Origin of the sequence: Mesorhizobium sp. AD1-1 (assembly GCF_020164655.1) — a bacterium.
GTDB lineage: Bacteria > Pseudomonadota > Alphaproteobacteria > Rhizobiales > Rhizobiaceae > Mesorhizobium > Mesorhizobium ciceri.
This window is the reverse complement of sequence record NZ_JAIUGP010000002.1, coordinates 463301-476955: the sequence shown is the minus strand read 5'-3', so window position 1 is coordinate 476955 and position 13655 is coordinate 463301. Positions and strand designations below refer to the sequence as shown.

General features: G+C 63.9%; 3 protein-coding genes. All 3 read left to right on the top strand.

All coding sequences use genetic code 11. The features are described from left to right. The first annotated feature begins 5005 nt into the window (after positions 1-5005). The 3 genes from LB519_RS05795 to LB519_RS05785 all read left to right on the top strand — a co-directional run bounded on the left by LB519_RS05795 (position 5006) and on the right by LB519_RS05785 (position 13647). Positions 5006-12376 (top strand): hypothetical protein, encoded by a 7371-nt coding sequence (locus LB519_RS05795; protein ID WP_224618991.1) that lies wholly within the window; start codon positions 5006-5008, stop codon positions 12374-12376. 257 nt (positions 12377-12633) lie between these two features. Beyond that, positions 12634-13131 carry a phage tail protein gene (locus LB519_RS05790; protein ID WP_064992654.1) on the top strand — a complete coding sequence of 166 codons (498 nt, stop codon included), beginning with the start codon at positions 12634-12636 and terminating at the stop codon, positions 13129-13131. Positions 13132-13143: 12 nt separating this feature from the next. Beyond that, entirely contained in the window at positions 13144-13647 is a 504-nt protein-coding gene (locus LB519_RS05785; protein ID WP_224618988.1) for a phage tail protein, read from the top strand. Positions 13648-13655: the final 8 nt, after the last annotated feature.

Genomic DNA, 13655 nt, shown 5'->3' with positions numbered 1-13655 from the left:
GAGTAAGATTTTACACGGGGTGCGTGCAGTCCCCGAAGGACTCGCCAGGGATGGGAACTACCGAGACGCCTCGGCAAGTTGGTGAGATGGCGGCGCGTGGGGAGGATTTCCGCGTGCACGCCGGCTATCGCCGTTCGCGAATCGCCAGGCATCTCTGGAAGACGACGGCACTGACGACGCTGGCGCTCGGCCTTTCAGGCATGGCCGCCTATGGCGATCCCAACGGGCTATGGCAGCCGCAGATCCGCGCCATCATCGGCGCCGACAACAATGGCGGCAACGGCGCGCTCGAAGGTTTCATCCCGCTCAAGCAGACGGCCGAATCCGTGCTGTTCCTGGATGTCCGGGCCAAGCACGATTTCAAGGATGGTTCCGGCCAGGATGTCGGCCTCGGCATTCGCCGCATCGTCAACCCGGACCTGATGATCGGCGGCTACGCCTATCTCAATCTCGAGAACTACAACTCCACCCAGTTCACCGCGGCCACGCTGGGCGCCGAGGCGATCACGCCTCATTTCGATGCGCATGTGAACGTCTATCTGCCGATCAAGGGTGATTCGACGGATCACTCGACCAGTTCGACCCTGTCGATGGTCAGCAACCAGCTGATCGAGCAGATCTCGGTCCTCGACCACCGCGATTACGCGGCATGGGGCATCGAGGCCGAGATCGGCGCGCAGGTGCCGGTCAACCTGCCCGACAAGCATTCGCTGCGGCTCGACATTGGCGGCTATCATTTCGAGGATCCGCATGGCGACGACGGCAGCGTCACCGGCGCCAAGGCCGGCTTCGAGTATACGATCGGCGATGTCTTCGGCAGCAACACGGAACTGGTCTTCGCCGGCGAGGTCCGCAACGACAATCGCGACGACACCCAGTTCGCCGGCAGTGTGCGGCTGAACATCCCGTTCAATCCCGGCAGCGGCTCGGACAATGGGGCCGACAGCGGGCCGGAGCCGGTCTATCCGGTCAGCGAAGGCCTGCGCAAGCGCGTCAACGAGCGCGTGCGTGGCGATATCGGCGTCCGCGTCCAGTCGCAGACGCTGACCGGCGGCTCGACGACGCGTGTCGCCATCAATGCCGCCACCAATGCCGCCTTCGGCAAGTTCTACTACGCCGATGGCGGCCTCGCCGGCGCCGGCACGCTGGCCGACCCGACGACGCTGGACGACGCCGTGACCAAGTCGGGTGCGAACGGTTTTGTCGTGGCACTCGGCGGCAACGGCAATCTGACGACTGGCGGGGTGACGCTTGCCAATGGACAGACCGTCATCGGCGGCGGCGAAAGCGTCACCGCAAGGCTTTTCGGCGGCGGCACCAGCACCTTCAACCTGGGCGGCAGCGACGGCACGATCCAGGGCACCAACGTCGCCAACCCCGTCTTTACGCTCGGCAACGGCAACACGCTCAACGGCATCACCATCACCGGCGGCGGCGACGGCATCTTCGGCAACAACATCACCGGCGCGACGCTGACCAATGTGACGGTCACCGGTGCGGGCGGCAACGGCGCCGACTTCACGGGCAGTTCGACCGGCATCACCGGCTCCAACTTCACCGCCACCGGCAACGGCCTCGACGGCCTGCACATCGACGGCGACGGCACCTACAATTTCACCGGCACGACGCTGCTGAAGGGCAATCTCGACGACGGTCTCGATATCACCGGCAAGGGCACCTACACCTTCGCCACCGTCAATGCGCAGGACAATACCGACCGCGGCATCACCGTGCAGGGCACGTCGACCGGAGGCACGTTCACCACCACCGGCGGCACCGTGTCAGGCAATGGCGGCACCGCCGTCTTCATCGATCCGATCACCGCCCATGTGGTGCTGGACTCGATCAGCCAGAGCGGCGGCACGTCGGGTGTCGTGCTGGAGAATGTCGCGGGCAGCTTCACCGTCAACGGTGCGACGACGATCTCCAACACGACCGGACCGGCGATCGCCATTTCGGATTCGCCGGCGACGATCCGCTTCGGCGACATCAGCATCACCAACCCCGGCGCCGACGGCATCTCGTTTGCCGGCGTCAATGCGGCGGTGGTCGCCGGCAACATCGTCATCTCCGGACTGGGTGTCGGCACCGGCCTCGACTTCTCCGGATCCAAGACCAATTTCACCGCGCAGTCGCTCAGCATCACCGGCACCGGTGCTGCCGGCTCGATCGGCATCGATCTGACGTCGCCGAGCGTTGGCGGCGCGGTGATCATCATCACCGATGGCGGCGTCATCACCAATGTCGATACCGGCGTGCGGCTGGGCATTGCCGGCACGCCGGGCGCCACGGCCAACGCCGAATTTACCTTCGGCGGCAATTCCAGCTCCATCTCCGGCATCACCGCCTCGCTCGATGCGCGCGGGCTCAATGAGGGCAGCGGCCACTACGCTTTCGGCACGACCGCGTTTACCGGCCCGCAACTTTACGATCTGCGCAATTACATCTTCGTTGCGGCCGGGGCTTCGGGCGGCGGTACGTCGATCACCGACCTCGCCTCGATCGAATATGCCGACAGCATTACCGCCAGCGACGCCATCATTGTCCTGGTCAACCGCGGGACAATCGACGACGCCACCGGCTTCTCGCTGAGCGACGGACAGGAACTGGCCTCGTTCGGCAACGACCGCGCGTTCTCGCTCGGCGGGGTGCCGTTGAATGTCACCGGCACCAACATCCATCATGACGAATCCATATCGGATTCAGCGGGTGCGGCGACGCTGACCAGTTCCGGCGGCGGTAATGTCGTGACGCTGGGCAACGGCAACACGCTGCTCGATTTCAACATTTCCGGGGGTTCCGGCTCGGCGATCTACGGCCTGGGCATCAACGGCCTGACCGTCCAGGGCGTGACGGCCAGCAATGTCGGGTCCGGCCTCTACCTCAATGGTGTGACCGGCACGGTCTCGGTCGACGACCTGACCGTCCAGACCGCATCTCAAACCGGCATCGTGCTTGTCGATTCGAGCGCGACCGTCGATTTCACCGGCAACACCAAGATTACCAGTGCCGCCAACGTCGGGCTGTTCGCCAACAATTTCGACGGCATCGCCACCTTCGACGATCTCGACATCAGTGGCGGCGGCAGGGGCGTGGCCATCTGGAGCGGCTCGAGCGGCACGCTGACTTTCGCGGCCGCGAGTTCCATCACCAACACGGGCGATGTAGCCTTCAACATCAACGGTGCGGTGCCCAACGTCACCTACAACGGCACGATCGACCAGGCCAATGCGGCCAACGCGGTCAGGATCATCGGCCAGACCGGCGGCACCGCCACCTTCGGCGGCAAGATCACCGCCAGCACGGGCTCGGCCAACGCGATCGACCTGTCCGCCAACACCGGCGGCACGGTGAAATTCACCGGCGGGCTGGACCTGACCACGACGACCGGTACCGGCTTCGATGCCACCGGGGGCGGCACGATCACAGTCGCGGCCGCGGGCACGGAGCAGATCACCACCGGCACCGGCCGGGCGATCAATCTCGACGGCATCACCATCGGCACCGGCGGCATGGCGTTCGACAGCATCACGACAGGCGTTGCGACGGCCACGGCGCTCAACTTCAATGCCGTCTCGGGCGGCCAGTTCCTGGGTGGCAATGTCACTGTCGGCGGCACCGCTGCCGGCATCAACGGCCTTGCAATCAACGCTTCGTTATCGACCTTCACCATCACCAATCTGGTGACGACCAATGTCGCGGGCACCGATGTCAGCCTGACCAACAATACGGGCTCGATCACGATCCTCGGCGGCACCATCACCAATTCGGGCACCGGCGATGGCGTCGTCGTCTCCGGCGGCAGCGCGACGATCGGTGTGGCGGCCACCATTTCCAGCTCGGCAACGCAGCCAGGCACGGCGGTCAAAGTCGACGGCACCACCGGCGGCTCGGTGACCTTCAGCGGCACCATCACCTCCACCGGCACCGGCAATCTTTTCGCGATCGGCTCGACGCTGCCCCCGGTCGGCGGCGCGATCAGCTTCATCGGCTCGACACTGTCTGCGACGGGTGGCGGCGGGGCGCTTGTCAGCAGCCTCGGCGGCACCGCGACGTTGAACGTGACCGCGCCGCTGTCGATCACCAATGCCACGGGCACCGGCCTGTCCGTCACCAATGTCGCCAGCACGGCATCGGCGAGCTTTGGCGAGGTCACCGTGACGACGCCTGGCGGCACCGGCATCTTCATTGCCGACAATGCCGGCGCCGTCACCTTCGGCACCACCAGCGTGACGATGGGTTCGACCGTCGGTCCGGCCGGCATCAACTTCGCCCTCACCAATGCCCATGTCACATTTGGAACAACCAATGTGACGATGGGCTCCGGCGCCAACCAGACCGGCATCGATTTCAGCGGTTCATCGACCACGGCCGATTTCGGCGTGACAACCATCACCGGCAACGGCGACCTCACCTCGCGCGGCATCGACCTGTCGTCGACGACGGGCAACAGGACCATCACCTTCCTGCAGGGCTCCAAGATCGACAATGCCGGCGTCGGCGTCGAGCTGGCATCCGACGGCACCACGGCGACTTCGGCCAACGCCAATTTCACCTTCGGCGACGGCAATGCCGCCGACGGGCTGGAGTCGACTATCATCGCGGCCAGTGGCGGCTACACGGTCAACACGATCGGCCTCAATGCGACGCTCGGCAATTACGATTTCGACGATGTCGCCTTCACCGGCCCCGCCCATCTGGCCAGTGCGGTCGGCGGGATCGTCATGATTTCCCAGGACGGTGGCGTGGTCGCCGCCGGCACCAACGGGCTCAGCGCCGCGGTGACCACGGTCACGGCCGCCCAGGCCGATGCCATGACCGGCACGCTGACCTTCGCCTTTGTCGGCACGGTCGATCTGAGCGGCACGCCGTTCACGCTCGATTCGGGCCAGTCGATCGCCGGCTTCGGCAACGGCAGCTCGATTCTCACCTCCGGCACCATCCAGCCGATCAATGTCCAGGCAATCTCGGCGCCACCGGCGGCAACGTCACGGGCAATGAGGGCATGGTCAAGAGCACGGGCAGCGATACCTTGCAGCTGCTCGGCAGCAACCAGGTGCGCGACACCGCGTTCGACTTCACCGGCGGCAGCGGTTCGGTCTTCACCATCGACCAGAATGCTGCCGGCTTCAGCAATGTCGGCGGCATCGTCGTCCAGGGCGTCACCGTCACCAATGTCGCCGCCGGCCAGACGGCGTTCAAGGTCGCCGGCCTCGACACCAATTTGTCGATCGCAGACAACAACGTCAACGTTGCCGGCACGCTGCTCGACGTCGATGGCGGCGCCGGCAACATCACGGTCACGCGCGGCATCTTGCCCAACAGCGGACCGGCCGGCACGCTGACCGGCGGCGGCATCTCGATCGCCAACCGCACCGGCGGCCTGGTCAACTTCACCGACAAGGTGACGGTCAACGGCAACGGCGTCTCGCTGACCAACAATACGGGCGCCACGATCACCTTCGCCGATTTGGACATCACCACATCGGGCGCGACGGCGTTCAGCGCCAGCGGCGGCGGCGCGGTCAATGTCACGACCGGCACGATCAATGCTACCAACGCGCAAGCGGTTGATCTCGACGCCATCGCCGCCGACATCAACTTCACCTCGACCAGTGCGACTTTCAGTTCCGGCAGCGGCATCGACCTGCAGAACCTGGTCGGCACGGCAAGCTTCGGCGCCGGCACGCTGACCAACACCGGTCCGGGCACCTCGTTCAATGTCGGCTCGGCGACATCAGCCAGCGGCGGCACTGCTGATATCTCCTATGGCGGCACGCTCGCCAGCAACGGCTCGGGCGCCGCGGTGTCGATCCAGAGCATGACCGGCGGCTCGGTGACGCTCTCGGGCAATCTCACAGACGGCAACGATCTGGCCGGCGGCAACATCGTCGTTGCCGGAAACGACGCGGCCGCGATCACCTTCTCGGGCACCAGCAAGGTGATCAGCTCGGGCGCGACGGATGGCGTGAGCTTGGGCATCATTGGCAATTACGGCTCAGGCGCCCCGGCACTCAATACAAACAGCACGATCGATTTCACTAATGGCGGCCTTGCTATAACGACAATGACCGGGGCGGGCTTCGTCGCAATTGGCGATTTAGGCCCGGCTGGCGCAACCTCCACCATCATTACCGTCACCGGCGCCGGCAACAAGATCAATGCCGGCAGCGACGGGCTTGTGGTGTATGGTGCCAATGTCGGCAGCGACGGCATTACCTTCGACAGCATCACGGCGGACTCCACGATCCCTGCCCTTCCCGGCGACCCCGGCGGTGCCGGCGTGACGCTGTTGGGCGCCAATCTCGTCGGCGATGTCAATATCGGCGGCCTGAGGGACACTGGATATACCGGCGCCTGGCTGTACGCCCTGAGCAGCACCGGCGGCGAGGTCAACTTCACCGGCACGATCGATCTCGACGTCCAATATGCCGGGTTCGACATCGGCGGCCCCGAGATCGGCACCGTCAACATCGCCAATGTCGCCGGATCCACCCTGACCATCGATGGCGGCCAGTTCGGCATCATACAGAGCTCGCAGGGCGGGACCATCAACGTCGGCGTCAACGGCAGCGCCAGCATCACGAACACCACCCTCTCGGCCATCAGCCTCGGCGGCGGCAATGACCTGGCCTTCACCACGCTGACCTACAAAGGTTCGGTCACGGTCGGTGCGGGATCGGTGATAAGCGCCGCCGGCGACGCGACCCGCCTGAACATGAGCGGTTCCGTCGTTTCGACCACGTCGTCGACGGCCTTCAACTTCTTTGGCCATGCCGAGGGCATATACGATATTTCGAGCACCATCGATCACAGCGGTGGCAAGGGTGTCGCCATCGGCGGCTCGGCCAACGGCACGGTCACCTTCTCCGGTACGTCGAAGATATTCGACACCGGCGCCAACGATGCCATCTCCAAGGCACCGTCATACGTGATGGACCCGCAGACCAAGGGCACGCTCAACTTCACCAATGGCGGCCTCGTCATCACCACCACCAGCGGTGCCGGCTTCACCGCCAGCACCTTCGGTTCGGGAACGGTCAGCGTCACCGGCGACGGCAACACCATCACCACCACGAACGGCGGCACGGCGCTGAAGCTTGGCGACGCGACGGCGGTCGTGGCCGGGGCGACAGGCGCGACGGTTGGCGCCGGTGGTATCAACTTCGATACGATTTCGGTCAATGGCGCCGCGACCGGCATATCGCTCAACAATGTCAGCGGCGGCACGCTCAATCTCGGCACGGTCAACCTGCAAGGTATCACCGGTACTGGCGTCCAGGTTTCCGGCACACTCGGCTCGACGGTGAATTCCGCCGGCCTGACCATCGGGCTTGGCGCGGCGAACACGATCGGCCTCGACCTCAACGGTGCGTCGCTCGGCGCGAGCAACATCACCGCTGGCGATTTGGACGTCGACGGCGGCGGTTTTGCCGGCACGATCGGCATCGACATGGCCGACACGACCGGCACCGGCACGATCCAGCTCGGCGACACGGTCAACAACAATCCGGCGGGACAGACCTCCAAGATCGAAAATGTCGGCTATGGCGTCCAGTTCTCGAGCGCCACCAACGCCAAGCTGGTGTTCGGCGACGGCGCCGGCCCGGCCGAATCTTCGATCGAGACCACAGGCGGCCAGGTCATCCACGCCACCGACACGCTGCCGACATCGGGCGACTACAATTTCAACGACGTCAACTTCAGCGGCGACACGTCGAACCTGTCTTCGTACAAGGTCTACTATGTCACCGCCGATGCCACCGCCCTTGGCGACGGCAGCCTGCTCAATCCGGGCACCTATACCAACGCCCAGGCATCTACCGCCAATGTCATTGTGCTCATCGACAAGAACGTCGACGGCGGCCAGGCGACGATTGACCTCGGCGGTACGTCGTTCCAGCTCGATGACGGGCAGGTACTGCTCGCCTTCAAGAGCGACGACGCGGCCGTCGATGTCTCGCAGCTCGGCGTCGATACCAGCGCCGGCGCTTCGGCTGCGTTCCATTTCACCACCGTGCAAAACTCGCCGATCATCGCGGCACCGGCGGGCATCGACACGCTACGGCCGATCCTGCAGAGCAACACCGCCGGCTCGGTGGTCGATCTGGCGACATCAGGCTCGGGCGTCGTCACCGGCGGCCTCCAGAACCTCATCATCCGCAACACAGGCACCGGCACTGGTGTCGCCGTCAACGCGACGTCCGCCTCCAGTTTCTTCCTCCGCAACAACGACATCGCGGCCGGCGGCAGGGCGCTCGATTTCTCCACATCAGCTGCGCCGGCCAACACGCTTCTGCTTTCGATCGACGGCAATACGCTGAAATCGACGGGATCGGCGCTGGCCGCGTCCTTTGCCGGCCAGAACATCAGCGCGACGGACAACTCGGTCGAGATCCAGTCCTTTGCCGACAACACTGTGCTCGGCGGCACTGGCGGCGGCATCGCCTTCAACAATGTCCGCTTCGACTCCAACGGCGCCGGCGGCACTGTCAGCGCCGGAACGATCGGTGTTGGCTCACCAGGCCCAGGGCGCGTCCAGGGCGACGGCCTCAGCTTCACCAACACCAGCGGCACCCTCGATCTCGGCGCGTTCAGCGTCTTCAACAATGGCGGCACCGGCGTCCTCGCCAACACCAAGACCACCAATTTCACGCTGAACAGCAGCAGCGGCGGCGTCTTCACGGGGAATGGCGCGGCGTTCGATCTCGATCCGCTGACCGTCAATATGGTGGTGACCAGCATCAGTTCAGGCGGCAGCAGCGGCGGCATCATTTTCGACGGCGTCGCCGGTACCTTCACCGTCACCGGCAACACGAGCGTTGCCGCGGCGACGACTGCCGGCATTATGACGATCAACGCCGGTAACACCGGCGTCTTCACCTTCAACACGGTGACCCTGAACAGCACCGTCACGGTGGGCGGCGGCATTCAGGTGGCGAGCGGTACGCTCAACATCACCGGCCTCGCCAACATTGACACGACCACCGGCGTCGGCGTCTCGCAAACCGGCGGCACGGTCAGTTTCACCGGCGGCGTGACCATCGACACCGCCAGCGGCACCGGCATTGTTGGAACCGGCGGCACGATGGGCATCACAGCTACCGCTGCCGCAGAAACGGTGAGGGCGACCACCGGCCAGGCGATCAATCTCTCTGGCGTCGCCGCCAGCATCGCGCTCGATTCGACCAATTCGGTCGGCGGCGCCAACAATGTCAGGCTGACCAACGTCAGCGGCATCGTCGGACTTGGAACTGGTTCGCTGACCGGCGCAACGGGCGCGTCGTTCAATGTCGTCGGCGGCACGGCGGCCGTCAGCTATTCGGGCACTGTCAGCAATTCGGGCGCATTCAGTCCGGCGCTGAATGTCCAGAGCCGGCTTGCCGGCGCCGGCCTCGTCGCCCTGAGTGGCAATCTGACGGCCAGCGGGCTGGGCATATCGCTGAACAACAATGCAGGCGGCACGGTGACGGTGTCCGGCGCCTCGAACAGCTTTACCGGCGGGGGCACCGGCATATCGATCACCGCCAACACCGGCGGCACCTACAACATCAGCGGCGCCAGCTACGCCATCGGCATGAGCGGCGGCGGGCTTGGCGTCGACATTGCCGGCAACAGCGCCCCGGTCACGGTCAATTTCAACGGCGGCGGTCTGACGATCGTGACCTCGGCAGGCGCCGGCTTCAATGCCACGGGCTTCGGCACGGTCAGCGTCACCGGCGTGGGCAACTCCATCGCCACGGGCACCGGTGTGGCGATGAACCTGAGCGGCGTCACCGTCGCGGCCACCGGCATGAATTTTTCCTCGACCAGCAACGGCGCCGGCGGCAACAGCGCCGTCGTCCTCACCAACGTCATCGGGTCGGGGACGATCAATCTCGGCGCCGGCACGCTGGTCGGCGGCAGCGCGGCAACCATCGCTGTCAGCGGCGGCACCGCCAACCTCAACTATACCGGCAATGTCAGCCAGTCGAACAATGCGACCCTGGTCAGCGTCGCGGGCGGGCACAGCGGCACGCTCAACTTCGCCACCGGCGCGCTGTCGGCAACGAACGGTACCGGCCTGCAGTTCGACAATGCGGACGGCATCTACAGTTTCGTCGGCACGACGACGCTGAATGGCGGCAATGCCAGCGTCGACATCCTCAACGGCTCTGGCGGCACGTTCAATTTCGGTACCGGTACCTCCATCGTCAGCCCCAGCGGCACGGCGTTCAACGTCAATGGCGGCACCGCCACCGTCACCTATGCCGGCACGATCACGCAAGCCACCGCCGGCCAGCGCATGATCGTCGTCGCCGACACCGCCGGCGGTTCGGTGAATTTCACCACCGCCGTGGCGAACGGGCTCAACGACACCGGCGGCACCGGCATTGTGATCGACGGCGCGGCGGGCAGCGTCACCGTCAACAATGCCAGCCTGACGGGCACGGCCGGCATCGTCATTCTCGGCGATTCGACCAACAATGCGACCGGCACCTACACCTTCAACAATGTCGCCATCCAGACCGACGCAGGGGCTGCGAACAATGCCTTCGTCGTCGATGGCGACCAGGGCACGCCGGGCAATGACGACGTCAGCGCGGTCGTCAACCTGAACAATGTCGACATCACCAATCCTGGCGGCAATGTCGCCAACATCCGCGGCATGGCCGGCGGCTCGGTTAATTTCGACAGCGCCAGCTCGATCACCCGCAACGATGGCGGGCTGGGCATTGCCGTGCTCAGCAACGCTGGCGGCACGATCAACTTCGGCGGCGGAGTCAAGACGCTCTCGACCGGCGTCAACGCCGCCGTCATCCTGACCAGCAATCCCGGCGCAACCATCAATTTCACCAATGGCGGGCTGGCGATCAACACAACGAGCGGCGACGGCTTCAGCGCCACGGGCGGAGGGACGGTGACGGTGCAGGGCGCCGGCAACACGATCGCGTCCGGCACAGGCACGGCGCTCAATGTCGTCAACACGACGATCGGCGCCAGCGGGCTGAATTTCCAGAGTATCTCGTCCACAGGATTGAGCGGCAACGCAGGCATAGTCCTCGACAACACCGGCTCAGGCGGCGGACTGACCGTGACGGGTACGGGTAGTGCAGGTTCCGGCGGCACGATCTCAAATAAGACCGGCGGCGATATCCTCAACGGCAGCACCGCAGCCGGCAACACCACGTCCGGCACAGGCGGCACCGGTATCTTCCTGCGCAGCACGGCGAACGTGTCGCTGGCCAACATGCAGCTCAACGACTTCTCCAACTTCGCTATCTACGGCAAGACGGTTACCGGCTTCACGATGACCGGCATGACCATCAGCGGCGTCAACGGCTCCAACAATGCCGGCGATATTGAAGAAAGCGCTGTCCGCTTTGACAATCTGCTCGGCAGCGCCTCGATAACTGGTTCCAACATCAGCGGCGGCGCGTACGGAAATCTCGCCGTCTGGAACACCAGCGGCACGCTGAACCGGCTGACCATGAGCGGCAACACGTTCGGCCTGATCAGTTCAACCCTCGGCAACGATAATGTCGGCTTCACCGTCTACAACAACGCAACCGCGAATGTGACGCTCGACAACAACACGTTCTCTGGCACGCGCTCCGACTTCTTCGAGGCGGTCGCCAACAACAATACGACCATGGATGTGGTCGCCACCAACAATATTTTCCACAATGGCCAGACGATCATACCGGGCGGCGGCACGGCAATTTCGGTGCGCAGCGGCTCTGCCGGCAACACGTCCGCCGCGACGACGACCTTCAACATCTCGAACAACGTCAACAGCGATGGCGGCGCCAATGCCTTCGACACGGTCGGCATCTTCGTCGCCAAGGGGCAGGACCTCGGCACTATGACCGGCAGAATCGTCGGCAACACGCTGGTTGCCAAAACGGGCTCGAATTCCGATGGCATCTTCGTCCGCTCCGCAGGCGCCAGCGGCTCGTTGACCACGCTTATCCAGAACAACACCATCGCCGGCTGGGGCAATACAGGTATCCACCTGCAGAACAACGATGGTGGCGCGACAATGAATGCTTCAGTGTTCGGCAACAGTGTGACTGCGCCAGGTAGCGCATTCCCGTTCTCCGCATTCTTTGCCGATAATGGCGGCACGGCCGGGGATACAAGCACGATGAACCTCGTGCTCGGCGGTGCGGGTGTGCAGCAAAACACCTTCGCCGGCGGGCCAAATGCAATTGTGGACGTCAGCTTAAGCAACTTCAACGCCAGTACACACTTCAATCTGTCTCGCAACGGCTCGGTGGCGGGCACCGCCGGAGGCGTCGTACAGGACGACAATGTGGGCGCACCTACCTACGATGACACGGGTGGAGTGGGTACAATCGTGCTGGTGAATACTCTGCCGGTAACGCCGCCCTGATCAACCAAATCATTTATTCGGCAAGCAACACTAAGGTTCTCAACCTTTGATCGGGCTCTATGCGGCAGTTCAGTTTGATCAGGTTGGTATTCACTCGGGGAACGTTCGAGCGATGGCGATTTCTACCCAGTTGCTAAATGGATTTCTGCCGAATTTTAATAAAAGCGCATTCAAGATATTTCTCTATTTGCGATTCTCCTGTCGTTGCGTAATGTCACTGTGGTGCGTTAGTATGCGGAAACAACGAGGAGGTGGCGATGTCGGAACCATTTATTTCCGAAATCAGAATCATGTCTTTCATATTCGCGCCAAAGGGCTGGGCGCTCTGCAATGGACAGTTGCTGCCCATCAATCAGAACCAAGCGCTGTTTTCGCTGCTAGGCACCACCTTCGGCGGCGACGGCCGGGTGAATTTCGCGCTGCCCGACTATCGCGGGCGCGTGCCGATTCATGTCGGCGGCGGGCACACGCTGGGCGAGCGCGGCGGCGAACAGGTGCACACGCTTTCGATCGCGGAATTGCCGTTTCATAGTCATGTCGAGCAGGCCACCACCGCCAGTGCCGATGTGCCGGTGCCCACGGGCAATCTGCTGGCAACCGTCGCCAACACCTATACGCCGCCCGGGAACGTCACGGCGATGGATCCCGGTACGCTGGCCTCCGTCGGCAACAACCAGGCGCATTTGAACATGCAGCCATTTCTGACCCTGAGCTTCTGCATCGCTTTGCAGGGCATCTTCCCGTCGCCGAATTGAGGGAGCGCAGCCATGGGACAACCCTTCGTTGGCGAAATTCGCATGTTTGCCGGCAATTTTGCGATAGCCGGCTGGATGTTCTGCGAAGGGCAGCTGCTGCCCATCTCGGAGAACGAGACGCTTTTCCAACTGATCGGTACCACCTATGGCGGCGATGGCCAGAGCACATTCGCGCTGCCCGACCTGCGCGGCCGCCTTCCGATCCATCAAAGCGCCGATTTCATTCTTTCCCAAACTGGTGGCGCGGAAGAAGTCACGCTTACGCCCCAGCAGATGCCATCGCACACGCATCCGTTCCTTGCTTCGCTAAACAATGCCGGGGCAAGCACCCCGGCCGGCAACATGACCGGGCAGGTCGGCGCGTCACAAATCTATCGTGAGGCACCGGCGGCTGCGGCGATGTCCCCGCAGACGGCCGGGCAGACCGGCGGTAGCCAGCCGCATACGAACTTCCAGCCGTATCTCTGCGTCAATTTTATCATTTCGCTTTTCGGCATTTTTCCGTCGCCGACCTGAGAGGACAT